This window comes from Bacillota bacterium (assembly GCA_012837335.1).
Classification (GTDB): Bacteria; Bacillota; Limnochordia; order Darwinibacteriales; family DTU012; genus DTU012.
Genome location: DURM01000089.1, coordinates 34,263 through 61,016, shown reverse-complemented (window position 1 = coordinate 61,016; position 26,754 = coordinate 34,263). Strand labels below are relative to the sequence as shown.

25 protein-coding genes and 1 tRNA gene are annotated in these 26,754 nt (G+C 47.3%); 3 read left to right on the top strand and 23 right to left on the bottom strand.

The annotated features are described in order from the left end of the window. Positions 1-9: 9 nt before the first annotated feature. From GX019_11390 to GX019_11355, 8 genes are all read right to left on the bottom strand, one after another. Positions 10-1,623, bottom strand: a complete 1,614-nt coding sequence (locus GX019_11390; GenBank protein HHT37760.1) for a DUF1957 domain-containing protein — start codon at positions 1,621-1,623, stop codon at positions 10-12. A 16-nt stretch (positions 1,624-1,639) separates the two neighbouring features. Next, positions 1,640-2,377 (bottom strand): DUF4912 domain-containing protein, encoded by a 738-nt coding sequence (locus GX019_11385; protein ID HHT37759.1) that lies wholly within the window; start codon positions 2,375-2,377, stop codon positions 1,640-1,642. Further along, positions 2,378-4,756, bottom strand: a complete 2,379-nt coding sequence (locus GX019_11380; GenBank protein ID HHT37758.1) for an NTP transferase domain-containing protein — start codon at positions 4,754-4,756, stop codon at positions 2,378-2,380. Beyond that, entirely contained in the window at positions 4,753-6,063 is a 1,311-nt protein-coding gene (locus GX019_11375) for a glycosyltransferase family 4 protein (protein HHT37757.1), read from the bottom strand. The genes GX019_11380 and GX019_11375 overlap by 4 nt, the downstream gene beginning before the upstream one ends. A gap of 152 nt (positions 6,064-6,215) precedes the next feature. Further along, complete coding sequence (locus GX019_11370) at positions 6,216-6,752, bottom strand: DUF523 domain-containing protein (GenBank protein HHT37756.1); 537 nt, start codon at positions 6,750-6,752, stop codon at positions 6,216-6,218. A 14-nt stretch (positions 6,753-6,766) separates the two neighbouring features. Next, on the bottom strand, positions 6,767-7,450 hold the full coding sequence (locus GX019_11365) for an RNA pseudouridine synthase (GenBank protein HHT37755.1): 684 nt from the start codon (positions 7,448-7,450) through the stop codon (positions 6,767-6,769). A 5-nt stretch (positions 7,451-7,455) separates the two neighbouring features. Beyond that, positions 7,456-9,132, bottom strand: a complete 1,677-nt coding sequence (locus tag GX019_11360) for a hypothetical protein (protein HHT37754.1) — start codon at positions 9,130-9,132, stop codon at positions 7,456-7,458. Continuing rightward, complete coding sequence (locus GX019_11355) at positions 9,122-9,850, bottom strand: ABC transporter ATP-binding protein (GenBank protein HHT37753.1); 729 nt, start codon at positions 9,848-9,850, stop codon at positions 9,122-9,124. The genes GX019_11360 and GX019_11355 overlap by 11 nt, the downstream gene beginning before the upstream one ends. A gap of 138 nt (positions 9,851-9,988) precedes the next feature. Here GX019_11355 and GX019_11350 point away from each other — a divergent pair, with 138 nt between their 5' ends. Beyond that, a complete protein-coding gene (locus tag GX019_11350; protein ID HHT37752.1) occupies positions 9,989-10,330 on the top strand; it encodes a hypothetical protein in 342 nt (113 codons plus the stop codon). A 6-nt stretch (positions 10,331-10,336) separates the two neighbouring features. Here GX019_11350 and GX019_11345 read toward each other — a convergent pair whose 3' ends face one another. The 13 genes from GX019_11345 to GX019_11285 all read right to left on the bottom strand — a co-directional run bounded on the left by GX019_11345 (position 10,337) and on the right by GX019_11285 (position 24,373). Beyond that, entirely contained in the window at positions 10,337-10,528 is a 192-nt protein-coding gene (locus GX019_11345; GenBank protein ID HHT37751.1) for a small, acid-soluble spore protein, alpha/beta type, read from the bottom strand. Between the two features lie 90 nt (positions 10,529-10,618). Next, positions 10,619-11,704, bottom strand: a complete 1,086-nt coding sequence (locus GX019_11340; GenBank protein HHT37750.1) for a DUF2225 domain-containing protein — start codon at positions 11,702-11,704, stop codon at positions 10,619-10,621. Between the two features lie 23 nt (positions 11,705-11,727). Next, complete coding sequence (locus GX019_11335) at positions 11,728-13,302, bottom strand: HAMP domain-containing protein (protein ID HHT37749.1); 1,575 nt, start codon at positions 13,300-13,302, stop codon at positions 11,728-11,730. A gap of 145 nt (positions 13,303-13,447) precedes the next feature. Next, complete coding sequence (locus GX019_11330; protein ID HHT37748.1) at positions 13,448-15,313, bottom strand: methyl-accepting chemotaxis protein; 1,866 nt, start codon at positions 15,311-15,313, stop codon at positions 13,448-13,450. Positions 15,314-15,480: 167 nt separating this feature from the next. Next, positions 15,481-15,972 carry a thiol peroxidase gene (gene tpx, locus GX019_11325; protein HHT37747.1) on the bottom strand — a complete coding sequence of 164 codons (492 nt, stop codon included), beginning with the start codon at positions 15,970-15,972 and terminating at the stop codon, positions 15,481-15,483. A gap of 100 nt (positions 15,973-16,072) precedes the next feature. Beyond that, complete coding sequence (locus tag GX019_11320; protein HHT37746.1) at positions 16,073-16,681, bottom strand: DUF1349 domain-containing protein; 609 nt, start codon at positions 16,679-16,681, stop codon at positions 16,073-16,075. 236 nt (positions 16,682-16,917) lie between these two features. After that, positions 16,918-16,993, bottom strand: a tRNA-Arg gene (locus GX019_11315). 50 nt (positions 16,994-17,043) lie between these two features. Continuing rightward, the gene (locus GX019_11310) at positions 17,044-18,924 is read right to left on the bottom strand and encodes a DUF4914 family protein (protein ID HHT37745.1); all 1,881 of its coding nucleotides are present in this window, start codon (positions 18,922-18,924) and stop codon (positions 17,044-17,046) included. A 167-nt stretch (positions 18,925-19,091) separates the two neighbouring features. Continuing rightward, complete coding sequence (locus GX019_11305; protein HHT37744.1) at positions 19,092-19,295, bottom strand: small acid-soluble spore protein Tlp; 204 nt, start codon at positions 19,293-19,295, stop codon at positions 19,092-19,094. Between the two features lie 6 nt (positions 19,296-19,301). Next, positions 19,302-19,541: a small acid-soluble spore protein Tlp gene (locus tag GX019_11300; GenBank protein HHT37743.1), complete on the bottom strand. Its 240-nt coding sequence runs from the start codon at positions 19,539-19,541 to the stop codon at positions 19,302-19,304. Positions 19,542-19,602: 61 nt separating this feature from the next. After that, positions 19,603-20,463, bottom strand: a complete 861-nt coding sequence (locus GX019_11295) for a 2-oxoacid:ferredoxin oxidoreductase subunit beta (protein HHT37742.1) — start codon at positions 20,461-20,463, stop codon at positions 19,603-19,605. Continuing rightward, positions 20,460-22,160, bottom strand: coding sequence for a 2-oxoacid:acceptor oxidoreductase subunit alpha (locus GX019_11290; GenBank protein ID HHT37741.1), 1,701 nt, complete (start codon positions 22,158-22,160; stop codon positions 20,460-20,462). The genes GX019_11295 and GX019_11290 overlap by 4 nt, the downstream gene beginning before the upstream one ends. Before the next feature lie 212 nt (positions 22,161-22,372). Continuing rightward, positions 22,373-24,373 carry an N-6 DNA methylase gene (locus GX019_11285; GenBank protein HHT37740.1) on the bottom strand — a complete coding sequence of 667 codons (2,001 nt, stop codon included), beginning with the start codon at positions 24,371-24,373 and terminating at the stop codon, positions 22,373-22,375. A gap of 101 nt (positions 24,374-24,474) precedes the next feature. On the opposite strand from GX019_11285, the gene GX019_11280 reads away from it, so the two are divergent. Both GX019_11280 and GX019_11275 read left to right on the top strand, forming a co-directional pair. After that, positions 24,475-24,645 carry a hypothetical protein gene (locus GX019_11280; GenBank protein HHT37739.1) on the top strand — a complete coding sequence of 57 codons (171 nt, stop codon included), beginning with the start codon at positions 24,475-24,477 and terminating at the stop codon, positions 24,643-24,645. Positions 24,646-24,758: 113 nt separating this feature from the next. Beyond that, the gene (locus GX019_11275) at positions 24,759-25,397 is read left to right on the top strand and encodes a CBS domain-containing protein (GenBank protein ID HHT37738.1); all 639 of its coding nucleotides are present in this window, start codon (positions 24,759-24,761) and stop codon (positions 25,395-25,397) included. A 28-nt stretch (positions 25,398-25,425) separates the two neighbouring features. Here the strand turns inward: GX019_11275 and GX019_11270 are convergent, their stop codons facing one another. Together GX019_11270 and GX019_11265 are read right to left on the bottom strand one after the other, a co-directional pair. After that, positions 25,426-25,950 (bottom strand): dCTP deaminase, encoded by a 525-nt coding sequence (locus tag GX019_11270; protein HHT37737.1) that lies wholly within the window; start codon positions 25,948-25,950, stop codon positions 25,426-25,428. A gap of 2 nt (positions 25,951-25,952) precedes the next feature. After that, positions 25,953-26,750 carry an alpha/beta hydrolase gene (locus GX019_11265; protein ID HHT37736.1) on the bottom strand — a complete coding sequence of 266 codons (798 nt, stop codon included), beginning with the start codon at positions 26,748-26,750 and terminating at the stop codon, positions 25,953-25,955. Positions 26,751-26,754 lie beyond the last annotated feature (4 nt).

Sequence of the window (26,754 nt, the reverse complement as noted above, 5' to 3'; positions counted from 1 at the left end):
TCACTCCTTTTACATAATCTGTGCTGGTAGTTTTACTGCAGTTCCTTGTCGATAAATGCGGTAATCCAGATTGGGGAAAATATTATTTTTGGCTTCTAATTTGGAAAGATAATCCGAGTCTACTCTGCCGGAGCGAATCTGCTTCTCCAGCTCCCAAAACTGACAAATATGCTCGCGGGTTCTTTTGACCGCGTATTCAGTCATTGTTCCTGCATTCATGATAAATGCCCAGTCGCTGCTCTGAGCCAGCAGCAGCTCCCTGGCGGCTTGATTCAGGCCCCGGATAATCAGGGAGTTATCACTCTCACAGTTCGCCAGTTCAATCATAGCTTTAGCCATCAAAGAAAGATGGCGGTAAATCCAATCATTGGTATTATCGAGCCAAACCTCATTGTAGCCATTAAATCCCCAGCTTGACATCGAAGGTTGGACCACCTGATTAACAGGGTATCGCTTTAAGTATTCCCCAGGAGTGCCTAATTTAATTGTTGTCTGATCGAAGGCGATTTTTTTGATCAGAAACTCAAGCCACTGAGGACCTTCGAACCACCAATGGCCGAACAGCTCAGCATCGTACGGCGCAGTGATAATTGGCTCGCGCTCCATATGCTGACAGAGATACTCAACCTGTTTTTCGCGGTTAAACATAAAGTTCCCAGCATGCTCGGCTGCTTTTTCCCGGGCAGCCTTAGGACAATAGGGCTGCTTATGATCGGTGGGGCCGGTAATTTTATAATATTTAATCCCGGTATGGCCGCGATGATCGCTGTACAAATACGGTCGGATATAATCATAGTCTAAATCAAATCCGATATCGCGATAAAACTCCCGGTAATGGTAATCCCCGGGATACCCTTCCGTGGAACTCCACACCTGCTTGGAACTTTCCACATCCCGGCCAAAAAAAGCCACTCCCGATTCGGTCACGACTGGCGCAAATACGGCATAACGCGGACGCGGCTTACTGTGGAGCACACCGTGGGTATCTAAAATGACATATTTGATTCCATGTTTATGGAGATATCGATCCATTCCAGGTGCATAACCGCACTCCGGCAGCCACATACCTTCCGGATCGCGGTGAAACTGCTGGCGGTACCAATCAACGCCAAGCCTAATCTGCGCCTCGACTGCCTGCTCTTGATCCATCAGCGGTAAAAAGCCATGAGTAGCCCCGGATGCAATAATCTCCAGCACACCCAGTTCCTGAAACTCAGCAAAAGCAGCGACCAAATCACATCGATACTGCTCCTCAAACAGTCTGCGGCTGGTTTGAAACAATTCATGGTACATCTGAGCCAGAGGATAAAACTGAGACTGAAAGCGGGTTCGCTCCAGTTCTTTTTCGCTCAGTTCGATTAAACTATTGAGATGCTTGATGTAGCGCTCGATTAAAAGCGGATCCCGGAGCATTGAACCTAGCGTAGGAGTAATCGACATAGTCAGCTTAAAAGGCACCTGCTCCCCAACCAGCCGTTCAAACATGGACAAAAGCGGTAGGTATGTTTCTGTGATCGCTTCAAACAGCCATAATTCCTCGAGGGTCTTTTCTCTCTCCGGATGCCGGACAAACGGCAGATGGGCGTGGAGTATGATCGCAAGAATTCCTTTTGCCTGCTTCATTCGTGTAATTCCCCTTTTAATATGTTTCCTTCGTTATCAGCGGCACGATTGTTTGTTTTTGCTTACCATCTCTGCTGACTGCCTTGATAGGAAAGATTGTGCAGCCTTCAGGCAACGCGTATCTTACGGTAAACGATCCGTCAGGATTGGTAGGCACAGCCTCACCCTGAATAAAGACCACCGCATCGGGCGCTGTTTTTCCATAAATAACCAGTTCTGTATCAACGATTAACTCTAGTTCGTCAGCGGGTTGAGGCGGCTTGTACATCTGACTGGAAATATGCCAAAGCTGGGGCGAGCTTAACTGCTCTCCCGCCGCTTTAAATGCGTACTGGGTGTACAAGTCCTCAATGCTTGCCCAGTTTTCATCCTCGACAGCGCATACTCCGCCAAAGGGTGTAACTACAAAATTGGAAGCTAGAAGCGAAACCGATCCCTGAGAGCCCACCAGCAGGATTTCCATCTGATAAGCACTGCCCGGTTGCGGCAGATGGACATACTGCGCTCCCAGATTCGCTTCAAGAGGCAGATCGCAGACAACCTGCCGTTCAAATGCTTCTCCCATCCAAACTCTGAGGACTATGCGCGCAGAAGGATCCTCCCCTAAATCCTGTCGAGCCTTGTTCAGAAGGTCATCAGTAAGTTCCCAGAAGACGTAGACCCAATGTACATTCTTAACCAAGCACACCAAATAAGGTGTTCCATATGCATCAGGTATAGGAGGCGTAAATCCGGATGGTTGTAATATGCTCAATTATGCTTCCCCTCCTAAAAGAAAGTTTTCAATCTGGTCAGCATAGACCTGGGCTAGGGCGTCCGCCTCTTCGCTGGTTTGAGCTTCACAAAAAACATGAAATAGGGGTTCATCACCGTCTGGTACCACCAGCGCCCAGCCGCTGTCAAGGTAATATCGAATACCATCCAAAAACTCAGCCGTTTCAAGATCGGCCGCCGAAATCATGCTCCGCATAACTCTGCCTTTACTCTCCCATGGGCAGTAGACCGTTTTATAAGCACGGTTTTGGGTACTTTCAAAACGAATCTCATCAAGGGTTGTACCAGTTTGTCTTAAGTAACTTAAAGCTTCACCGATGCTGACTAGCGGATCAATAAAAGGAAAATACTCTATTTCGCTTTCAGGGTCTACCCGAACATTGCCAAGCTCTGAAGCAATTTCCATCCACACTCTCGGGTCAGTTTTAGTCCAGACAACTTCCATATTCTGCTGTTTGGCTGTTTTCGCCACATGGTTGGAAACATGAACTGGCACAGCAACCCGGTCTTGACTTTTAAGCTTTTGGTTATAGATAAACAGCTCCCACCACTGATCATCTGTTAATGCGCTGCCGCTGGGATCAGCTATTTCCCACTGCTGATCTGCTATCCGAATTATAAGCTCTGGGTCATCGCGAACTATGCTGCATCCTGCCCTGGTTAAAAACTGCCCAGCCAGATCTGCCAGTTCCTGCTCATCCCCAGAGATCTTTAATCGAAAACCCTGTAGATAAGGGGCGTATAGTTTTGCTGCACTCGCAATATACTGCTCGGCCAATTTGGGGACATACGCCAAAGCTCCAATTTCGGCAGCGCCGACGCGTGGGAAATCCTCACGCAAGAAAAGATTCTCAATTCTGCGCTGCTCATCCTTAGACAGCCAGTATCCATGCTGGTCCCAGCAGATAATGTTTACTGAGTTTTCCTGTTCGACCAATGTCCGGCAGTGGAGACCGCCATCCACTTTGATATAGCTGACACCGAAGCGCGCAAGAATACCGTGAACGCTGCCGGTATCATAGACATTAATTCCGGCAGCCAGCAAGCCGGAAATAAGGGCTCGTTTTGCAACCCGTCCAAGCTCACTGCCATCGCTGCTGACAAGTACTGCTCCACCTCTACCGACAAAGGCTCCATAAGCCAATCCGAACCGCACAATCTTCTCTGGAGTCAAGGATGTGCGGATATCCCCTTTGATGCCATCTTTGGTAAATAGAGTTGATTCGCTGTGACTGCCCCAAACCACACTGTCGCTCAGACGAGAACCAGCGGCAATTTGTTTGTGGGGCCAGATTTTAACATTTGGTTCAATTATCGTTCTTGAGCCTATGATCGATTTCTCTCCCACTATCGACCCTTCGTAGACTTGCGTCTTTGCTCCAACACATGCATTACTTGCTAAAACTGCACCTCGCAGCTGGGAGTCTGCGCCCACCTTTACATGCGGCCACAGCACACTTCGTTTAATATCCGCACCGGGATCAAGCTGACAGCAGCTGCTGATCACAGTGTACGGGCCGATGCAACAGCCCGACGTTATTTTTGCATCCTTTCCGATGTAAACAGGTCCGGTAATCTGGACATCATCGGCAATATCAGCATCAATATCGATCCAAATACTGCTGCTTTGCGCTTCCGGCAGTTCAATCTTAACCTGACCTGACAAGCAGTCATACTGAGCTTGGCGGTAGGCTTCTAAGCCGCCCACATCGGACCAGTAGCCATCCGCTGTATAGCCATACAGCGGAGCCCCTTGCTCAAGCAATTTAGGAAATAAGTCCTGGCTGAAATCAAATTTTTCATTCTTAGGAATTTGGGTAAGCGCTTCCGGTTCTATAATATAGATTCCGGTATTAACTGTGTCGCTGAAAACCTCACTCCAGGAGGGTTTTTCTACAAACCGAACGATCCTGCCCTTCTCATCAGTAATAACTACCCCGTAGCTGAGAGGATTGGGTACCTCAGTCAATACTATGGTTACTAAGGCGCCTTTTCGACGGTGAAAATCAACAGCGAATTGGAGATTGATATCTGTCAGGCAGTCACCGCTGACAACAATGAAGGTTTCATCAAGGAAGCTCTCCGCATTCTTAACACTCCCGGCTGTCCCCAATTGTTTGGGTTCAATGAAATATTCGATAGAAACATTATAATTGCTGCCATCCCCAAAATAATCTTGAATTACCTCCGGCATGTACCATAAGGTGCTGGCGATCTCATGAAAATCGTGCTTCTTCAGCAGATCAAGAATATGTTCCATCATCGGTTTATTGACGACAGGAACCATCGGCTTGGGCATGGTGCATGTCAGCGGGCGCAGCCGTGTACCCTCGCCCCCGGCCATAATAACCGCTTTCATTCTTTGTCCCTCCTCAGTCTTCTCTGCGCTGACTTAGCTATGATAAGGTCCAGATAATCGCCTGTCTGCTGATAGCGATCATAGCGAGGCAAGTTAGCCATCCTGGAGTTGAAATCCCGCCCATCCTCCAACGCGCTGCGGCTGATGACTTGGTTAAACACCTCCTCTGTCTGCTCAGCAATTCTACTCCACTGATACTTGGTGGTAACATCTTCATAGGCCTGATCCCGCAGCTTCTTGGCTAAGGCAGGAGCGTCCAGGATAGCCACAATATTATCTGCCAAAGACTGGCTGTTGCCCACGTAGGTGGTTAAACCATTTTTTCCGTGCTGTACGATTTCGGCAAAACCTCCAATATCGCTTACCACCACCGGTGTACCAGCTGCCATAGCTTCCAAAGCCACAATTCCGAAAGGCTCATATAAACTGGGAAAAACCGCTGCATTCGCTATGCGGTAAAAGCTGTTTCTAATCTGATCATCTACAAATCCGACAAAAATAACTCTGTCAGCTGCACCCATCGCTGCCGCCCTGTGCCGGAGTTCTTTTTCATTTGGTCCTGCACCAGCAACAATAAACTTGGCATCAGGTATCCGCGCCAGCACCTTAGGCACAGCGTCCAACAGCACCTGTACCCCTTTCTCGTAGACCAGCCGCCCTATAAAAAAAACAATTCTCTCTTCTGGACTGGCATATTTACTTCTAAAAGCTGTCAAATCTTTCACAGTGCTGGTGAATTTGTCCGCCTTGACGCCATTGGGTATAACCATTATTTTATCCTGGGGCACTTGGAATATGCGCTGAAGCTCTCCGCACATATAAAAGCTGCAGCAGATGACGGCATAGGCTTCGTAGGTCAGCCACCACTCCACATCGCTGATATGCCGCTGCAGATCATTGTGCAGTCCATTATTGCGCCCCCACTCTGTCGCATGGATTGTGGCGATCATTGGACAGCCAAACCCATGTTTTAGCACTTTGGCGGCGTGCCCAACCAACCAGTCATGGGCATGCACCACATCCCAGTGCCAACCACTAGACCACAGTTTAAGAGCACGTTCGATCACTTGGTAATTAAAATAAAAAACTGAATCAAGAAAATTCAGCGGCTGTGGGTGCTCTGTGTTCACTCGCTCTACCCTTACCCCTTCCCGAAACTCAGAGCTGCTTCCCTGAGGATAATCGCCGGAAATCACGCAGACATCATGGCCCCGAGCAGCCATTGCCTCGGATAAATCAGCAACTGCGCGGGCCAGCCCGCCTACAATCTTAGGCGGGTATTCCCAAGACAAGACCAGTATTCTCACTCACACCACCACCTAAAACCATCTTCAGATAGAGCATTACCCAAATTGGTAAAATTTATTAGAGAAAATTGGCAAACAAAAAAAAAGACGGGCGTCCTCTATCCCATCCTTTACATAAAGCCAGAAAAAGATTCGATTTTCTCTAATCCAATCTATTCCACAGGCTTTACAGCCCGCTCCCGCACTGCAGTAAGAATTTCCTGAAGAAAAGCCTGCCTCAGCTCCGGATCAAGCATGTCCTTTTCCGAGATTACTCTGCATCTAGGGTATTTCTTTAATACCTCAGCTGCGAAAAAACCGCTGATACTTCCAATGGGCTCTTCGGGCGAGTCGACAGCAAAGAGCTTACAGTCCTCTATTCCGCAGGAAGGAGAGCGGCTTTTGAGGATAAATCCATCCACATGCTCCAAATCTTCCAGAAAGCCTTCGGCAAAACCAATCATCTCATCTGTCAAATCCCGATCTGTGGAGGGCTGGATTAATCGTAAACCCTGATCGGTCTTATAGATGCAGATCGGGTCCCTGGGAACAGAGAGCCCTATTCCCACTTCCGGACAGACAGGAATAAATTCTACAAAAGGTTCTAGTTCCTGGATAAAATCTGCCTCGATCCGAGCTCCATCATAGCGGCAGGCGTCAAAACTCAAGCATCTGCTTACTACAATTACCGGTTTCTGATAAACTTTCATAGTCACACCACCATTTAGTAATCCCAATTAAATTGATTCCACGGATACAGCCTGGTCGGAGGCAGAAGCTTAAAGGTCATCCATTCTTTTAATGTTGGATGGCTGAACCCCACCTGACAAGACCACAAAGCGATTTGAACATGATCTTTAGTCGGAATGCCGTACTTCTGGTCTCCAATCAACGGAGTACCCTCGGCTGCAAACTGCGCACGAATCTGATGCGGGCGTCCGGTTATCAGCTCTATCCGCACAAGACTGCATCCCTTTTGGCTTTCCAGCACCTGGTAATTCAAAACAGCTTTTCTGCTGCCGGAAACCTCTCCAGCACTCGCCGCAACCTTATTAAGTTCTCTATCTTTCTTTAAATAATGGACAAGCTGTCCAGCAGATTTTTTAGGTCTGCCGTGAACAACGGCCAGGTAGATCTTCTCAAAACTTCCATCAACAAACTGCTTGGAAAGGCGTCCGGCTGCCTTCGAAGTCTTGGCAAAAACCATCACACCTCCCACCGGGCGGTCAAGGCGGTGCACTAAGCCAAGATACACATTCCCCGGTTTATTGTAGCGCTCCTTTAGATCCTGCTTCAACAAAGTCAGCATATCGGGATCACCAGTGCGATCTGCCTGAGACAGCACATTAACCGGTTTCTCCACCACCAATAAATGGTTGTCCTCATAGATTATTGGAATAGACAGCATCAAATTCATCCTTCAAGCTCGCGAAATCTAACCGTTCCGTAGGTTTTCATCAAATAGTACATTCCAGCACAACCTAGGATTACAATTCCTGAAAATAGTACTGCAGCGGCCGCTATTTCTAATCTCAGCATAAAGGTTAAAGCAATCAGGCCAAATCCTATCACCATACTAGCCAGCATATTATACAGTAAATTCATATTCTGCTTAACTGCCATCTGCTCAGTGTCCCAATCCAGCTTAGGATTGAGCAGATCTATCATCAGCCCCATCATACCGGTTAAAAGCATGGCAGCAAAACTGGCGGCTAGAACCAAAATCGTAAAATAAACCGGAGCTTTGATCAGCACCGCTGCTGGTATAACCATGAGAAGAAATCCGGCGTAGCTGAACACTACCCCCGATAAAAGCTTAGCGATCAACTGTTCTTGATAACGCATCGGGATATGCTTAACATATAACTGCTGCCCTTCCCGAGAAATAGCGGTAGCTGTAATACCATTGCTCCCGCCGAGAATGGCCGCTATTCCCAATACAACACCAAAGACTATGCCCGCTATTTCTGGTTCCTGAAGAATGCCGGAAAGCGTTCCAAGTCTCTCAACAAAACCAACTTCGGCTTCATTGGAAGAAAAGAACAGTCCCATAATTAAAAATAGCGGCCAGACAAAATTTATTACCACACAGTTGAGAAAATAGATCGGCGTGCGGATTAAAATCTTCATCTCCAATAAAAGATAAGATAGGATCGGTGTCCGCTGTTTAACGAGCCCGCCAACCTGGTCAGCTTTGATGCGGTGGCGCCGTGAGCCCGATTCAGAGATCCCAATTACACCTTTAAAATAGATCAGCTCCGCGAAAAACAGCAGCACTAAAAACGCGGCCGCTGACAGAGCGGCAAATATCAGCAGATTAGTCAAACCGCTGGCAATTTCGAAATTGATCAGCGATTTCAACGCCCACTGCACACTGGGAAACAGCCTGGTCTGAAGCATCGAGAGAGCATTTCTGTCATCAAGAATCATCTGCTGCAGCATTTCTGGTGTAATTGTATCAAATCGCTGCAGAAAAAAGTTAATGCTCACACCAAGAGCAAAACTCAGCAGACCTCCCCCAATCTTGAGCATTTCCCGGTAGCGTCCCAGATTAGTAACCCGCATCACCAGCATCACCAAGAATGCCGCCAGCACCAAGGGCACAATTGGCAGAAATACTGTAATGATTAAGCCGTACAGATAGAAAAGTATACCAGCTTTTTGCTGAATACCATAGTAAACAAGAATCGGCAGAAATACAAATCCGACTAACAAATATTCATACAGTACTACTGTGAAAAACTTGGCGCCCACAATCTCCCGCGGCTTTACCGGCAGAGGCAGAAAGTTTTCAACATCATTTGCAAAGTAAAAAGTGCTGAGAATATGAAAGATCCCGAAGATGAAAATGATCAGGGAACTTATCGCCAAGCCCCAACTAATAATTACGCTTTCCTGACCAATTACAGCTAACCCTTGGTAAAGTAAACCGATCAATTCTAAAAAAGCAAAGAGAGCAATCGGGATAAAAACGAGGAAGAACGCTGCCATTAAAACCCAGGACCATTTGCTGCCCCTCTTAAAACCAAAATCGATACCGCCGCCGTTTTTTAATAAAACTTTTGTTAACACAAACGTCTTATTCCTCATTATCGGTCAACTCCAAGAAGAATTTCTCAAGGGAATCATTTTTCCGGAAATGCTCACGCATCTCAGTCATATCGCCTGTGAACAGGATTTTACCGCGATTAATAATCGCAATTCGATCGCAGAGTTTTTCTGCCACATCCAGCACATGGGTGGAGAAAAATAGTGTTTTATTCTTGTTGACATGCTCCCTCATCATTTCTTTTAACAGAAACGATGAGCGGGGGTCAAGACCTGTCATGGGCTCATCTAAAATCCAAACAGCTGGATCATGAAGCAGTACGCCGATAATGATAATTTTCTGCCGCATTCCATGGGAATAGCTTTGGATGCGATCGTTTAATACCTCTGTCATGTCAAACCGATCGCTTAATTCAGCAATTCTGGTCCTGCGCACATCAAGGGGCACTTCATAAATATCACCCATAAAGTTTAAGTATTCAATTCCTCGTAACCGCAAAAACATGTTGGGAGTATCCGGAACGAATCCGATCTGTTTCTTAGCCTCGAGCGGATTCTCCGAAATGTCTATGCCGTTGACTTCAATTCTACCGCTGTCAGGAGCTAAGATCCCGGTAATTAACTTGATTGCAGTGGTTTTGCCCGCACCATTCGGACCCAAAAACCCAAAAATCTCTCCCGGAGGTACAGTTAAAGAAAGATTATCAACCGCTTTGACACCACCGCCATATGTTTTATTGACATGCTCCAGCTTAATCACAGTATTCCCTCCCCAGTTTCAAACAACTAACTAAAAGATATCACTTATCAGAAAATGCGTCAATAGAAGAAAGGTGCAGGGAGACAAACAGGAGTCACGAATCACTTAATGGACATCTCTGTTGAGAAGGTATGAATGATGAAAAAGATCAAAATTAATCCCGATAACCTCAACCTGCGCAGAGCCTGCTATTACTACCCCTGCCATCAAAACATCCCGGAGAGTGAGTATGACTGCCGCATGTGCTACTGCGAATTCTACGAAGAGTGCTCCAACCTGGAACTTACCGAGCTGGGAGGATACTGGCTTCACTATCGTGACCAAAACAATGTGCCCAGAAAAGTCTGGGCCTGCGAAAACTGCACCATTCTCCACTACCGCAGGGTGTATGAAAAAGTGCAGAAATGGCGAATCAAAGGCTATCCAGACCGAAAAATTCTCTTGATTCTTGCCAGATATATGAAAGGACGGGTGCGCTGACCCGTCCTACTGCTGCGGCTGTTGGTAGTGATCAGCCAGCATCTTCTCTGCGCGAATGATGGCTGCCTTTACCAAACTGCCCGCTTCCCTGGTCGTGATGTTACCCCAGTCTCCGTTCTTGACTTTGTCGTAGAAACCGAGTTCCTGAGCCAATTCATACTTGAGCCGGTCCGACATAACACCTCTGCGTCGCGGCATCACTGCATCACTCCCAAGTATAGCCTAACCCGGTTTTAACCATGAGATACTGGATTACTGTGGTGATATAGGGTATGTACACCAAAAGCATCACTGCGAGCGCAGATCCTGAATCCGGTCTGCCGCTAATCGCCGGTATCCATCATTTCCCTGCCTCAGATTTACCGCTTCCATCAAACACCGGAGCGCTTCTTCCTTCTTACCTAAGCGTAGATTTAATTCTGCCATGATGATATACAGCTGCTGATCCCCCGCATCACTGCGCCGTCCCGACAGCAGCGCCTCCTCAAAATAATTCAACGCCTTAGCTGCCGCCTCTAACGCCCACTCCGGCTCTCCGCAGTCTTCATAAAGCCAAACAAGCCGCATCCACAAATTTCCATACAGCTGCGGTGCCGCTTCCATAAGATCAAATGTGTATAGGCTCAAATAATAGGCTGCGAACACTTCACTTAAGGTACGTCGAGAGCTGTACTCAAATTGGAGGCTGCCTTCCACCAGAGCTTTTTTCAATTTCGCAGCCTGCCGCGGGGTAATTTTTCTAAACTGCTTGCGTGGATAAGCAAATCCACAGCCCGGACAAACCCAGATATAGTACCAAAGGGGTTCCATGTTCTCGTAAATTATGCGAAAATCAGAAGCGACCTGTTTAGTTATTAATCGCGATTCCCGCAGTTTTACCGCAGAAAACTCTGTCTGGCAGACCGGACACTCCGCTGATGAATAGAAAATATATTCATCAAATTCAGCCGGCGCTGTCGTTTCAAAGTGGGGGTGTCCGTCGGGCAGAACTTGGGCTAATGTTTTTGCAAGCGGCTTCGAGGTTTCTGCCTGTAAGGTGTCTTTGTTTTCATTCAGCTCCTTATTCACCGCTTCTGCAGCCACTGCTTTCAAGATTGTGTAGCCAATTCGCGGCCGCTGCTGAAATAAGCTGATGATGTTATCCTCAGTAATGACAAATAAATCGGTTTCAGTAACGCAGCGGGCTGTTGTTTTTCGAGGCATTTTGTTCAAAAACTCCAGCGCACCAATTAATGCTCCATTGCCAGCGATTTCGGTTCGCTCATCAGTTAGTTCAACACTGCCGCGCAGGATAAAGAACATAGCGTCTGCCGACTGACCTTTTGTGTAAAGTTGAACGCCGGCAGGTTTGCGAATTACCTGTAATCTATTCACCATAACCGCATCCTTTAGTCCAATCACACGGACAATTTTTTAATAATGTCTTCTAAATTCTGAGCAACCCGTGACAAATTCACTGCAAACTGGGCAATACCATGGGTTGCTGCTGATTGTTCTTCGGTCATCGCCGCGATTTCTTGACTGGAAGCTGCCTGATCCTGAGATCTGTCGCTGATAATCTGCAGCTGTTCAATAATGTCGTTGATCCTCTCCACAATATTCCGCAGCGATCCGGTAGTTTCTTTCACTACCATTGCTCCCTGATTAACCTTGGCTCGGCTGGAGCTGATTGATTCAACCGCGGTATTCATTTGGCTTTCTAGAGTAGCTGCCAGGTTATTGACTTCCTGCAGGCTGGTCTTGGTCTGCTCAGCTAGTTTACGCACCTCTTCCGCAACAACTGCAAAGCCATGGCCAAACTCCCCAGCTCGCGCAGCTTCAATTGCCGCATTTAGAGACAAGAGATTAGTCTGATCCGCTATTTCGGTAACTACCTGAACTACTTTGATAATCTCTTTGGAAGCTTCTTTCAGACTGTTAATGGCAGCAGTAGTAGTTTCAGTTGCCTCTTCAATCATCTGCATCGATTCCATACACGATTCAATGCGATTAGAACCCAGCTGAGCAACCTTCCCGGTTTCCTGCGCCTGTTCATTGATCTTTTGGGTATGTTCACTGATTGCGGTAACGCTGCTGGCAAACTCGGTAGCGACAGTTGCTACCTGTTCAATCGAAGCGCTGAGCTCTTCAACTGAAGCGGACGCAGTTTGGCTCGCGGACGAAGTCTCCAAAGCAGCATTTTTAGCTGCAGCTATCATTTCTTTCAGCCCGGAAACCATCTTATTAAAAGATTTGACCATGATTCCCGCCTCATCGCCAGATTCATACTCAACCACAACAGTTAAGTCGCCGCTGCTGGCATGGAGCATGGCGTTTGTGAGCAGCTTAATAGGCTTAGTAATACTGCGGGTAATTACAACCGCCAGAATTATTCCGAGGGAAACAGCTGCAGCCAAAACAAAATGACTGCGGAGAATACTGGCAGCAATCGTATTCGTAATTTTTTCGGAAGAATCAGTGCGGACAACGAATAACGCGTCGGAAATGGACTCAAGGGAAGCGCGAATCTCTGTCAAACGAGGTTGAGTTTCGCTTGTAAAGATGGATGATGCCTGCAAGTGGTTATTGGGCAGGGCTCCCTGAATTTTCTGGGCGCTGCTGTGCAGATACCGGTGATTATTTTCCAACTCAGCAATAATAGGAGCGAGTCCAGGAATCTCTTTTTCAATTTCTGCTCGCTCGGGACTGAGCAGCCACTGTCCAAGCCTGCACTTAGTGGGGTCTAACTCAATATCAAAATCAGGACTGCGGGCATCAATCAGATCTCTTAATCGCGATACCCAAAACAAATGGTCTATTTCACGCTGGGCAAAGTCATAGATGAGATCGCTGGTATCCAGCACAACAGTATTCTGATCGCGGATAGAAAAGAGGCCGAAAAAATTAGAAAGACCAAAAACCAGCATAAGTACCAACACTAAAGTAAAGCCCAAACCTATTTTTTTCCCGATAGTGAGATCCGACCACTTCATTAAGATACTCCTTTCACACCATTCCGAGAGTTTTTTACCTTTAACCCTGTATTCGTAAAAATCGCTATCGTTTCCTTCTTTTTGTGTAAATTGGCACAAATCTCTGGTCGGATCAGAAAACCCCGCAGTTGCCGCGGGGTTGGATCTATATCTTAAATTTCTCTGTTAATTCCCTCAATACTTCTGCCTGCTCCGCCAAATCATTGGCAGATGAAGTAATCTCCTGCAGTGTGGCCGCTTGTTCTTCGGTAGCAGCTGCCATCTGCTCTGAACCGCTGCTTAATTCTAATGCATAGGCAGCAACCTCTTTTATCCGGATACTGATATTCTCTACCGCTCGACCGATCTTTTCAAAAGCCTCTCCCGCTATTTTCACACTGCTTGATCCTGTCTTAATCTCAATAATGCTGTCATTAGCTCCATTGATTACTCGAGAAATCTGAGTGTGCACTTCACGAAGCAGTCCGGCGATTTGCCCAGTAGCGACAGCGGACTGCTCTGCTAAACTGCGTACTTCGTCCGCTACTACAGCAAAGCCTCTTCCCTGCTCACCTGCTCTTGCTGCTTCAATAGCAGCATTTAAAGCCAGCAGATTGGTCTGCTCTGAAATATCGCGGATTAAATCGGTAATCTTCCCAATTTCCGTGGATTGAACACTGAGCTGTCCAACACTTTGGTGGAGAATGTCGAAACTGTCTTCAATCGTCTGCATCTGATCAACCGCTTTAGTAATCAACTCCTGCCCTTCCTGAGCAAGGGAGCGCACTGAAACACCGTCCTGATCTATATTCTGGACATGATCACTCAACTTTTGCACAGATCCGGCAAACTCGCTGGTCGTTGCCGCCACTTGCTGGGTTGAAGCGCTGATTTCCTGGCTGGATCGCGACACAACCGTACTTAAATCAGCGGTTGTACCGCTGGCAGCTTTTACCTCGCCAATCAGCACACCTAAATCATGCTGCAGCTTTTTAAATGTGTTGGCAAGATCACCAAGCTCATCTTTGCTCACCAGCGTAACCTCGGTAGTAAAGTCTCCGCGGCCTATGTTTTCCGCTGCTGATGCCAAACGCAGCACGGGATTAATCAGAATTCGGTTAGCAAACAAAGAACCGATAGCAAATCCGGACAGCAGAAGCACCAGCCCGATTATCAATGTCCGTCTCAGTTGATCCTGGATGTGGACATTGGCTTCATTATAGGAAATAACTGCTCCTAATGACCAGCCGGTCCGATCAATGGTTGAAAAGGCCATGAATCTCTCATCCGGGTCGCGATAGTTAAATTCTCCCGAGGGCTCATTCAGCATTTTTTGGGCTGCTTCCAGATCAGCTTCCACCAAGGTCCCCACCTTTTGTGGTTCACGATGAGCCAAAATCAATCCCTGCTGATCCACTAAAACCAGAAATCCTTCCTGGCCTACCCGACGGTTGGAGAGAATTGCAGACAGACTGTCTAAGGTTACATCTATCCCCACTACACCGACAGCCCTGCTGTCACCCGGGCTATAGACCGGCGCTGCAGCGGTCACTACCAGCTTACCGCTGCCTGTATCCACGTAGGGATCCGTCCACACGAGTCCTCCGGAAGCAATCGCTTCAGCATACCAAGACCGAGCAGTTGGATCAAAGCCCGGCGGCAAACCTTCTGGCGGCAGAGGATAAACATAGAAGCTGCTGTCTCTAGTACCGTAAAAAGCATTCTCAATATCAGCGTGCGATTCAACATACGCCTCAAAAATCTGCTCAATTCTTTCTGATTCAGAAGGCCTGCTGAGTACATGCCGGACACTGAAGTCACTTTGCATCATTTCAACCGCATCTTCAACAGACTTCAGAAACACATCGACCACATCTACACCACTTTCAAGAGCGCTGCGAGCATTCATCCTCACATTTTCTGTCAGCAGCTCCTTAGACGTCTGGTAATCATTTAACCCCAAAATAAATACCGGGATAACAATTACGGCAAACACCAGCAACAGCATTTTCCACCGCAGGGATAGTCTCATGTATGCTGCCTCCTATTAAGAACTTATTTGGTTACGAATATTTTACCATAAAACGGAAAGTGATTATAGTACAAATTGGTACAAAATTCGAGGGTGTCTTATTGATTTCTCTTCAACAAAAAAGCACTGCCTCCATCAGGAAACAGTGCCGCATTTCGAGTTAATCCTTACTGCTTAATTAGGCTGCGCAGAGCCTCTAATGCAGCTTCATAATCTGGGTGGTTTCTCATCTCATCAAGGTATTCTACATAGGTAACCTGGTTATCTTGGTTGAGGACAAACACAGCGCGGGCGAGCAATCTCAGTTCTGTGATCAGCACCCCATAGTCTCTTCCAAACGCTTCATCGCGATGAGCAGAAAGGGTGATGGCGTCTTCTAATCCGGCGTTACCGCACCAGCGCTTTTGGGCAAAAGGCAGATCGTTGCTGACAGTTATCACAACCGCTTCAGGGAGATTGGCAATTTCTGCATTAAATCGCCGGGTCTGCTGATCACAAACACCCGTGTCAAGGGATGGAACAACGCTGATCATCTTCACCTTATTTCCGAAATCAGACAGAGTCTTGATGCCCAAATCATTGTCAACCAGCTGAAAATCGGGAGCAGGATCGCCAACGTTAAGAACACCGCCTACTACAGTTACCGGATTTCCGCCCATTGTCACTCTGCGTTCACTCATAGGTATCCTCCTTCACCAGTATAATTTATTACTTTCCTGCTAATTTATTCCTCACATAAGCTCCAATCCCTCTAAAGATTTACCGACCGGAGCGAATATCTTTTATCGGTGTTGGCGAAAACTGCAGGTTTTCGAAAACAACCTGGCACCCGTTTCCGGTCGGTGACTGGGCTACCAATCCAACTCTAACAGGGCCATCGCTCTCCAAGCGAAAATAGCGCGCCATCTCCCACCATTCGCCATCGTGAGAATAGTGAAATGCAAAACAGCTGCCAAATCTAGTTACCCTCAGATAAACACCGCTTTCCGGCAGAGTTACTGAATTGCAGTCATCTGAAAGACCCTTAGTCACAACACTTACGATCATCGGTCGTTTATAGCTGAACTCGCAGCACAGCTTAGCCCAATGCTCATCATCAACCATCACCATCAATACCGCAGCATCAAAGTCGTCAAGCATCTCTACCTGAACTCGGGTGCTGAAAGTAAAATCACCTGCTTGATGCCTGTACAGAAAATGTCCATCGTCTTTAACACTAGTTCCGGCAGGATCCCGGAAAAAGTCCGTCTTGGTCTCTGCCTGCACTACCAATCCCTGGTCAGTAAAACACCAATTTTCTGGTTCATTGAGCCACTGAAATCCTTCCGGCAGTGTCTTTCCCTGCAATCCGGCAAAAAGATTTACCATCATGATTGCCTCCCTTTTCAGTTTTTACCACGTCATTCCCGAACACTTACTCGAAAAAGTTCCAGTTGTACCAATTACAAATTCACAATAATTTGTTTACATTTTCCACATTTGGTCATGGGGTTCCTGCCTAAACTGCTCTTCATCAGTTAGCCCTTCTCGAGAAAATGAAAAAAGCTGACACCTGTTCTCTCACAAAGTGTCAGCTGTAAATCCTTATTTGATTTATTCATAAGTGGCGGCCCCGGCAGGAATCGAACCTGCGGCACGCGGTTTAGGAAACCGCTGCTCTATCCCCTGAGCTACGGGGCCGCAGCAAAATATAGTGTAACACAAAACTAACATGAATTCAATCTGTTTTTCTAGTAGCTCATCGGCAGAAACTCGAGATAATCGCTTACCTTGCCGTCATCTAGGCAGCATTCGATAATCTTTCTGCCGAGAGGATGGAGGTCGTCAACCAAGTATTTCTCCAGCTCGCGCTTAAAGAATGAGGTGAGAATTGCCGCGCCTTGATCGTAAGCACCAAAACCGACCTCAGGCTGATACTGCACCTGGAGCAGATCTTTCTTAACCTGGTTTCCATCTACCTTGACAGACTGCATCGCATATCCCAGCAGCGGACAGCGAGATTCGACCAGTCGATCTTTACCGAAACTAGCACTTCCTCTCCTAGCTAGATACTCTCTGGTAATCCACTGCGGCATAAAGCCTACCTCGTATGCTCCGATATGCTGATTCGGAATCAGGATATAGCGGGTTCTATACGCTTTCCTAAACTGCTCTAACAGCAGATTAGCCTGATCTACCATTCTGCCGGTTACAAAAGGCCAGTACGAGCCAACTCCTTCACTTTTCATGCCTCCGCCGACATCATTAATGCTGGGGTTGTTCGCCCCCCGCGGGGACACTAACCGCCACAGCCAGGCCAAACTCGGCGGCAGTACATGAAACAGGCCAATAATCCCATAGGAAGGATTATCCTTGGTGGTGAGCGGAGTTCTGACACCGAAACTGCGGATATCAACTGCAGCCGGTTCAGTGATAGCCCCGGAAATATGGCTGCGCGGCACAATCACCCTGGGGTTCGGGCAAGGCTGTCCAGGAGCGTCTTCGATATGCTCCCAAATCAAGCAGGTGGCGCCAGGTTTTCCGTCTAAGTTCATAAAAATCAGCGGTTCTTTGGGATGGATTGTAATTTTCTCATAATACGGCTCCGTGCCGTACTGCGCGATATGGTCGATCCGCAAAAACCATCCGGCTTCGGCATCTTTAACAACTAACTTGCCATCGTCTTCCTGCAGACCTCTAGGGCACAGCGCCATATCATCAGTAATTGGCAGCAGTTCGCTGGATTCGCGCAAGCTGATGATAATCTCTTCTCCGGTGGTTACGTTCTCACCGAATTTAACAGTACCATCTTCCTGGCGGTGAATCTGCTCAATCATCTCGCTCTTTCCGCTGCCGCTTGCTCCTTCATGCATAATGGTAAGTACGTTCTCATAGGGAGTAATAATCTTGACCGTTGAAGCATGCAGTGTTACCCAGCCATCATCTTCTCCCAAATCCAGCAGCATAGCGTAGACGCCTTTTTTGGCGCTCGGTCCAGGATAGAGATTGTACGAAAACACTTCGTGGACCTCATCTGTACGGTTGTGAACCACGATCTGCTTTCCATCAAAGTGGGTATGCCGAAATGGCGGAGCCACATAAACTATTCCCCGCGGCTTGAAGTTTTCAGGAATCTCATCTCTTGGAATAAACTCCTGCATATCAGCTAAGGCAGCTGCGAAAAATGCTGCGTTACGCGGTGAAATCAGCAGTGCCGGATATCCATATTCTTTTCCTCCGGCATAAAATGGCATGACAATTAAACTCTGATTGCTAAGCCAATCAAGCGTCTGCTGTCTCAGGGGATCAAATTCTTCTCCAAACCGCTGATCAAAAGTTACTTTATCAGTCGGTTTCTTATCTCCAATCACCATGCAGTCGGGATCACGCCGACGCATATACGGCTCCACAAAGTTAACCGCAACTCCATTTTTGCACTTGGTTACAGTTGCTTCCAAAACTCTGCCTTGCTCAGGAACTTGATAAGCGACTTCAAAAAAGCCACTCTGCTGACCGCCAATGGCAAGCTTAACTAACTGTTCCCGAGTTTCAGGCACAAAGACATTTTCATGGTTTATGGTTTTGAAAACATCCTCAGGTAACTCAAACTTAGTTAACATCAGATTTTCCATGATAACTCCCTTTCTGTAATTAGGATTCTGGTAAATTAAAAAACCAGTTAAACTGGGTTTAATGTAACAATTATCTGTTTATTATTCTACAAAATACACGTCAGTTCCTTTTTTATCCGCAAAATAAAAAAAGGACAGGCAGGATTAGCCTGCCTATCCACGATTTGTTAACCATCAATCTCGTCTAAGTTATCCTGCAAAGAAGCAATCTGCTCACGGCGGTGTTCGTTCTTGCGCATGATCCGTTCGCGCTCAGTCTCAGGAAGTGCATCGTTTCTTAAAGTTTCTTCAGCTTCATCTAAACGCTCAAGAGTATTTTCAATCTGTTCTCTGTATTTAGCTTCCCGATTCTTCCTTTTAGCCATTACCATAACCCCTTATTCTTCATGGTTCTGCTGCTGTTGGAATCTGTATTCGTCTTTGATTTCCTCACGCTTGCCTGCAATCGCTTCTTCTCTACGGCGGTTTTTTGCTAATATTGCCTGCCGCTGCTCTTCCGGCAGATCCTCATTGCGGAGAGTTTCGTGGGCTGCTTCCAGGTTTTCAATAGTATTTACTACCTGATCCTGCAGCTTATCCACGTTGTCACTGCGATCGTCAGGCTTGGGTTTTGGCATACTAACAACTCCTTTCCTAGCTGCCTCTCCCATAGTCTCTGCAGCAGCGGCAAAAAGTATGCTATTTGAATTGTGCCAAAACCTCATCCAAGTTAGGACTGACAAGGGGTTGTTTAACCAGCGGTCCGGATTTTAATGCGGGAATCGAGTCAGCCAGCGTTGGGCGGTTGACCTTGTAGAAAATGCCGATGGGAATCTTTTCTCCCCACTCCCAGGATCGCTCCCACGCCATACTGCGATCATGCGGATCGTAATTGGGATCCTGATTCAGATCATAAACCCGACTTCGGTACCACTGATAAGTATTGATTTTGTTAAACGTGACGCACGGCTGCAGCACATCCACCAAGGCAAAACCGGGATGCTGAACAGCAGCTTTTAGCGTTTTGATTAGATGCTGCTGATCGGCAGCGTAGCTTCGGGCAACAAAACCAGCATTTAACGTAATCGCTAATGCCAGTGGATTAAATGACTCGTAGGCCACACCCTTTGGTGTAGTGCCTGTAACCATACCAGGACCTGACATAGGAGAGGCTTGCCCTTTAGTTAACCCGAATACTTGGTTGTTGTGGACAATGTAGGTGATATCGATGTTTTTCCGCATCGCATGGACAAAATGGTTGCCCCCCTCCGCATAGCCATCACCGTCACCGCCTTCTGCGATTACCGTTAAATCTCCGTTAGCAATCTTGGCACCAGTGGCTGTCGGCAGTGTGCGCCCATGCAGCGTATTGAGAACATTACCCTTAATGTAATGAGGAGTTTTACCAGCTTGACCAATTCCGGACACGTATAAAACATCCTGCGGATTTAAGTCCAGGCCTTCAAGGGCCTGGGAAAGTGCACTGAGAATTCCAAAGTTTCCACATCCGGGACACCACGCTGTTTCCCTGCTGATGGCAAACCGTCTTTCTGTTGTCATCTGCCTTCACCTCCTAAGATCCGCTCCACAATATCCTGCGGGGCAAATGGACGTCCGTCGTATTTGCGCACATGCCCATCCGGAGCTGCAGCTAATTCCATTCCGATCAGTTTCTGCAGCTGTCCTACATAGTTGTTTTCTACAACGAACTTCTTTCCGGGCAGATTCCAAACCTCCCGCAGCTTATCAGGTAAGGGGAAGACTTGAGGCAGATGCACCTGCAGTGCTCTTATGCCTTTTTCTCTCAAGATATCAACTGTTTCCCTGATCACACCCTTGGTTGAGCCAAAACCGATTAAGATATACTCAGGGTCATCATCGCCATAGGTAACCGGATCCAAAGCTTCGGCCTGCAGACCTTCTAACTTCTTCATCCGCTTATCCATCATTTTAATCCGGGTATCCGCATCCTCGATAAGATGGCCTTCTTCATCATGCTCATCACCAGCGCTGACTACAAGACCTCCCGAGCCAAATCCGGGCAGTAGGCGCGGCGATACACCTGATTCGGTAAACTGATAGCGCTTATACTCCGGTCCGGCATCGGTGATCAGCTCACCGCGATCAATGGTAATCCTCCCCGGATCCAGCGGTTTGACAGTCTGGTATGAATCAGCCAAATGCTGGTCACTTAAGACGATTACAGGAGTCTGGAACCGCTCTGCTAAGTTAAATGCGGTCCCCATCAAATAGAAAGCCTCTTCTACATCACCTGGAGTTAATACAGCTTTGGGGTAGTCTCCGCTGCCGCCATAAACTGCAAATAGTAAGTCGCCTTGTTCAGTGCGGGTGGGAAGCCCAGTGCTAGGACCGGGACGTTGTGCGTTGATTACTACGACCGGTATTTCTGCTGAACCAGCTAAACCCAATGCTTCAGTCATTAGAGCGAACCCGCCTCCGGAAGTGGCTGTCATTGCCCGCGCGCCGGCATAAGCAGCTCCGATTGCCATATTAATCGCTGATATTTCATCCTCAGCCTGTTCCATCACCACATCTAAGCGCTCGCTGTTCATAGCAATAAATTCAGTTACGCCTGTTGATGGAGTCATGGGGTATGCGCTCATAAACTTTAATCCAGCTGCAAGCGCTCCTGCCGGGAGGGCGTCATTGCCCTTGAGGATCATTACCGGTGGGCGATCCTCCGGCTTAGGCGGATGTTCCAGGGTTCTTCCTGCTCGCGCCAGACTAAATCCAGCCCGGGCACACTTAAGATTGCCCTCAACCACTGCATCGCCTTTGGATCCAAATGTTTCCGCCAGCACAGTTTCAACAGCGTCAAGATTGTCAGCCAAAAACGCCCAAACTGCTCCAGCTGCAACGGTGTTGGCCATAATTGAAGGCTGACCCTGCTCGTTCGCAACCTCGGCAAAGTTGATACCGATAAAATCCAGGCCTTCCTCCTCATCCGACTGCCCATCGGCGATAACAACTCCACCCTCGTTTAGCTCTGAGCGGTGCTGCCCGATGGTGTGCTTATCCAGAGCCACCAAAAGATCGACTCCACGCTCACAGCAGAAGACCGGCTCATCTGCTATCCGCAGTCTGGTAAAATTATGACCACCGCGGATTCTGGACATATAGTCCTGCTGAGCAAACAAGTACCAACCTTCCTTAGTTATTGCTCGAATCAGCATGTTGGTAACTGAAACCAAACCTTGTCCTGCTTCGCCGCCAATCAGAATATTGAAGCTTTTCAACGCACAAACCACCTCTCTTCCACTATTTGCCATTGATTATAATACATTATCATATTAATGTAAACAGTAATCAAACTCATTACAGCGGACCACCAAATGTAGGGACAAACAAAAGTTTGACCCATTCTGTTGTGGGTAAGTCTGTGGACTATGTGGATAAATACTTAGTCACGGAGTTAAGAACGTGTTAAAACTCCAGTTAGAACGCTTCCTTACAATAAGTCAACTGTCTGACTTTTTCGGCGAATATAAATTTGATCCTGAAAAGACAAGCCATATAAATCCATCAGTTTTTGATCAATTTCCTCGTAAATTCTGCGGCGCTGACCAGGGTTTTTCGACATCAAAATCTGATCAACCAAGCCGATAACCTCTTTTTGCTCGGATTCAGAACAGAGCGCAATCGGTATTGATTCCAAAAAACTGCGGAGCACTTTCACATCCGGATTGGTGATCGTTCGATAAAACTGGACAACTCTCGAATTCAGTACAGCCATCACATATTTTACGGAAACGCCTGTAAGTTTTGGAATCAATATGTTGGCGCTGTTGATGCTTAAACGCTGATGGTTATCGTAAGCCACAACTAAACGCTGATGAACAAAACGATAGAGCAGCTTCTCCGGCGCTCGGTAGTATTCTTCCGGAGCAACCTGCTGGAAAAGCTCGCGCTGATAAACAAGGTGATATGAGCATTCTTTAATATTGTAGTGAAGCAGATCACGGCCGGAAATCACTGGTTCACTGTTATCGACCGGAGAAGTGAGCAAAAACCTCCGATTATTCCCGGTGACAATTCCCAATGCGAAATCTGCTTTATCTTTAAGGTAAGTAATGTTGGGTCTGGTGCGGAGGTGTTCAATAATGGAACGGTCACGCTGCTTACCGTACACAAAACAACTTAGGTTGAGATCGCTTAGCTCAGATAAATCCCTTTGGCGGTTTGTTTTTTCTGCTATCAAGGTGATTACGGGCGCATTAACCTGTGCAAATGCCATTCCAAGTTGAGCGGTCTCCCTGATCTGGCATGATTTTAAGATCAGCTCTCGAGCGGAATGATGAAAATGGGTGGTCAAAAATGCCTCCGGGATGACATAGCTGATTAAACCTCCGGTCCGCACACGCTCAACCGCCCATTCGATGAACAGGCAGAACGATTCTGCTCTGCCGCCAGCTTGGATTGTTTGATACCCCCTTCCTGACAGCTTCTGCAGCTCCGCTTGAGTAAACCTGTATCCCCAGGGCGGATTGCCGATTACTAAGTCGTACTGGTTCTGATTCGGTTCCAGCAGGGTATCCCGCTGCTCGATGCGCACCTGCGCTGCCAGTTCAGGATGGGCAAACAGCAGTGACAGATTCATTTTGGTAAGAATAACTGCGATCGGATCGTTATCAAAACCAATCAGCATGCCCGCTAACCTCAGCTCTGCCTCATACTCCGCCAGTCCTGTTTTCACAATCCGGGGCTTCAAAAATTGAAACAAATGGAGCAAAAAGTTCCCTGAACCACAGCAGGGATCTACAGCAGAACCCAGCACCAGCGGGTCGATGTAGTGAAAACTGGATGCGATCAGCTGCTTTACGACCGCACTTGGCGTGTAGTAGCTGCCAGTATTTTTTCGCTTCCGCAGTGAACAGATTGCCATATACACCAATCCAAGCAGGTCGTCACCGGAAACAGCCTGCAGATAACCGCTGTTTATTTCCCTCAACAGCTGCAGATCATTCCGAGAGCTGGGAGCACATAACTCCCAAAACTCTTTAGCAAAACCGCCATAGAGTCCCATCTCAATCCGACCTGCAAGCCACTCTTCGGTCAGCACTAGGTTTGTTTTATTAGGTGAAATTCTGCCGTTCATCTGCAAAAGCTTGAGATAAAGCTCCAAAAGCACCAGCAGCTGCCCCTGCTTGGAGAGTTTGCGGATCAGCGGCATCAAACTTTCTCCAAAATCAACAAGAGCCTTATTCTCCAGATAGTTGGCCGGCACCGCCCGTCCCGTTATCGCTTGTTTGTTCCTGCGGCTCTTTAAATATGGCAGGCTGCCGGTGTTAATCGCTTGTTTGAGCTGATTGATCTCAGCCGATGCCAGCTCGTACACCCTTCCAGAACGTGTGACTTGCTTGATTTTACCTAATCTAATCCAATTGCGAACAGTAGCAGGGCTGACACCGAGAATCTCAGCCGCCTGCTTGATCGTAATTTGCTTTGACATATGTTTCCTCCGCTGTTCATGGTCTATCTGTGGTTAATATTCTTAACAGTCGACTGAACATCCTCTTATAGGGGGAAACTATCAGCAGAAAGGAGGCAGCTATGACGGAAAAACAGAAAATGAGCCATGGCAAGCGCAGAGCCGATGCCCCTAAAGGGCGGGAGGGCGAATTTGTTTCGTATACAGATACTAAAACCGGTGGTCCGATGGGTGTTCTCGACGGAGAAGATCTGAAGAAGGTTCACGGCAGACAAAAAACTAACGAGCACTAGATTTTTTCGGTTCACCTGCCGATTAAAAAGGATAACAGCCAATGAAAAAGAACTTTAATCTGTAGAGATACCAACTTGAAAGGCAGGTGAACCTACCACCTAGGTGGGGCGAAATGTTCGTAAAGAATTTCATGACAAAAGACCCTATTACGGTATCAAGAAAGGATTCTATTACTGTTACTGCCAATGTTATGAAAAAACACAAGCTGAAGCGTCTGCCGGTTATGGATAATGAACAGCTGGTAGGCATTATTACTGAAAAAGATGTCGCTAAAGCTCTTCCTTCTCCGGCTACGACATTAAGTAAATACGAGATCAATTACTTAGCGGATAAAATAACTGTGGCTGATGTGATGACCACTACCGTCATTACAGTAACACCCGAAACTACAGTTGAAGAAGCCACCATGATTATGCATGAAAAGGATATTGGCTGTCTGCCTGTACTGGATAACGGCAGATTGGTGGGAATTGTAACTGAAACTAATATCTACGATGCCCTTACCAAGCTGTTCGGCTTAGACAGACCGGGCCTTAGAGTGACAGTTCAGGTAAAAGACCGCATCGGTGTGATCGCCGACATCTCAACTTTAATCAAGAATCTCAATTTAACCATCATCAGCTTAGCCACCTACGCCACAGGAGCGGATACTGCTGCTCTAGTATTTAGAATCGCAGTTGATAAACCAGAACCGGTGATCGAGACACTTACTGCCAATGGTTACGATGTCATCCACTGGACCATGCTTTAAATGGAAATGGCTGCCAAAAGGCAGCCATTTATGCTTTCTCAAAATCACGGTAAAGTAAACTGGGTTGGATACCGTCGTTATTCTGATACTTACCGCTGGAGTAGGGCTCGTAATCACCGCAGATCGTGTGGTAGTAGATCTGACAGATCTCTACGCCTGCGTAAATGCGGATCGGCTTAATGCAGAACATTTCCAGGGTCCAATACCCGGAAAACCCCACATCCCCAAACCCGGCTGTGACATGGACTACCAGTCCAAGCCTGCCGATGGATGAGCGGCCTTCCAACATCGGCACAAACCCTTCTGTCCTGGTATATTCCACAGTTCTGCCCAAATACAGCCGATTCGGCTCCAAAACTAAGCCCTCTTCCGGAATCGTCAGCAGTTTTGTTTTATTCGGTTTTTTCATATCGAGAACCGGTTCATCATAGACCAGCAGTTGATTATGTAAGCGCAGATTATAGCTGTTAGGGTTCAGCTGGCTTTCATTAAATGGTTCAATGAAGATCTTTTTATTTAAGTTCTGATAGATCTCCTTACCCGATAAAATCATCTTCACTCACCTCTGCGAAATCCAATCTGCTCAAGCCAGGAAGCCAGCAGTTCTGACCAAACAGCTGTTTCCGGCAGCTCCTCGGCCAAACCCAAGCCATGCCTGCCGCGGGGAAAAACATGGAGAGCAAAATCTACATTGGCTTTGCTCAGTCCTTCGGCAAACATGAGGCTGTTCATCACCGGTACCGATTTATCCTCCGCTGTGTGCCAGAGGAAAGTCGGCGGCATATTCTCATGCACATGATTCTCCAGCGACATTTGATTCACTAATTCAGGATCAGGATCCGGTCCCAGGAGGTTGCTGCGGGATCCCTGATGATGATGCTTTTCCATGGAAATAACTGGGTAGCAGAGAATCAAGCAATCAGGGCGGGAGCTGACTTGTTCAACCGGATCATCCGCGTTGGGATTGGCATCAAGGGAATAGACCCCAGCCGATGCCGCAAGATGGCCTCCCGCTGAAAAGCCCATGAGCCCAATTCGATTTGGATCGACATTGTACTCTTCAGCATGGCTGCGCACAAACTGCACTGCTCGTCTAGCATCCGCCAGCGGAACCGGATGGCGGTAGGGACTCACCCGATAATCCAAAACAAAGGCAGAAACTCCAATTGTATTTAACCACTCAGCAATATCTTTGCCTTCATGTTGTGCCTTACCCCGATATCCTCCTCCGGGACAGACAACTACTGCTGCGGTAGGAGCAGCAGACTCAACTAAATACGGCTCAACCGCAGGTTCATTTTGTCCATACTCAGGCACAAAACCCGGAATCTCATTACCCCAAATCTTTACCACATAA

Excerpts from the sequence above, each read along its gene's own strand:
- GX019_11390 (HHT37760.1), bottom strand. The coding sequence starts at position 1,623 with ATGAAGCAGGCAAAAGGAATTCTTGCGATCATACTCCACGCCCATCTG.
- GX019_11380 (HHT37758.1), bottom strand. The coding sequence starts at position 4,756 with ATGAAAGCGGTTATTATGGCCGGGGGCGAGGGTACACGGCTGCGCCCG.
- GX019_11370 (HHT37756.1), bottom strand. The coding sequence starts at position 6,752 with ATGAAAGTTTATCAGAAACCGGTAATTGTAGTAAGCAGATGCTTGAGT.
- GX019_11365 (HHT37755.1), bottom strand. The coding sequence starts at position 7,450 with ATGCTGTCTATTCCAATAATCTATGAGGACAACCATTTATTGGTGGTG.
- GX019_11360 (HHT37754.1), bottom strand. The coding sequence starts at position 9,132 with ATGAGGAATAAGACGTTTGTGTTAACAAAAGTTTTATTAAAAAACGGC.
- GX019_11350 (HHT37752.1), top strand. The coding sequence starts at position 9,989 with ATGAAAAAGATCAAAATTAATCCCGATAACCTCAACCTGCGCAGAGCC.
- GX019_11345 (HHT37751.1), bottom strand. The coding sequence starts at position 10,528 with ATGCCGCGACGCAGAGGTGTTATGTCGGACCGGCTCAAGTATGAATTG.
- GX019_11335 (HHT37749.1), bottom strand. The coding sequence starts at position 13,302 with ATGAAGTGGTCGGATCTCACTATCGGGAAAAAAATAGGTTTGGGCTTT.
- GX019_11330 (HHT37748.1), bottom strand. The coding sequence starts at position 15,313 with ATGAGACTATCCCTGCGGTGGAAAATGCTGTTGCTGGTGTTTGCCGTA.
- tpx (HHT37747.1), bottom strand. The coding sequence starts at position 15,972 with ATGGGCGGAAATCCGGTAACTGTAGTAGGCGGTGTTCTTAACGTTGGC.
- GX019_11320 (HHT37746.1), bottom strand. The coding sequence starts at position 16,681 with ATGGTAAATCTTTTTGCCGGATTGCAGGGAAAGACACTGCCGGAAGGA.
- GX019_11310 (HHT37745.1), bottom strand. The coding sequence starts at position 18,924 with ATGGAAAATCTGATGTTAACTAAGTTTGAGTTACCTGAGGATGTTTTC.
- GX019_11305 (HHT37744.1), bottom strand. The coding sequence starts at position 19,295 with ATGGTAATGGCTAAAAGGAAGAATCGGGAAGCTAAATACAGAGAACAG.
- GX019_11300 (HHT37743.1), bottom strand. The coding sequence starts at position 19,541 with ATGCCAAAACCCAAGCCTGACGATCGCAGTGACAACGTGGATAAGCTG.
- GX019_11295 (HHT37742.1), bottom strand. The coding sequence starts at position 20,463 with ATGACAACAGAAAGACGGTTTGCCATCAGCAGGGAAACAGCGTGGTGT.
- GX019_11285 (HHT37740.1), bottom strand. The coding sequence starts at position 24,373 with ATGTCAAAGCAAATTACGATCAAGCAGGCGGCTGAGATTCTCGGTGTC.
- GX019_11280 (HHT37739.1), top strand. The coding sequence starts at position 24,475 with ATGACGGAAAAACAGAAAATGAGCCATGGCAAGCGCAGAGCCGATGCC.
- GX019_11275 (HHT37738.1), top strand. The coding sequence starts at position 24,759 with ATGTTCGTAAAGAATTTCATGACAAAAGACCCTATTACGGTATCAAGA.
- GX019_11270 (HHT37737.1), bottom strand. The coding sequence starts at position 25,950 with ATGATTTTATCGGGTAAGGAGATCTATCAGAACTTAAATAAAAAGATC.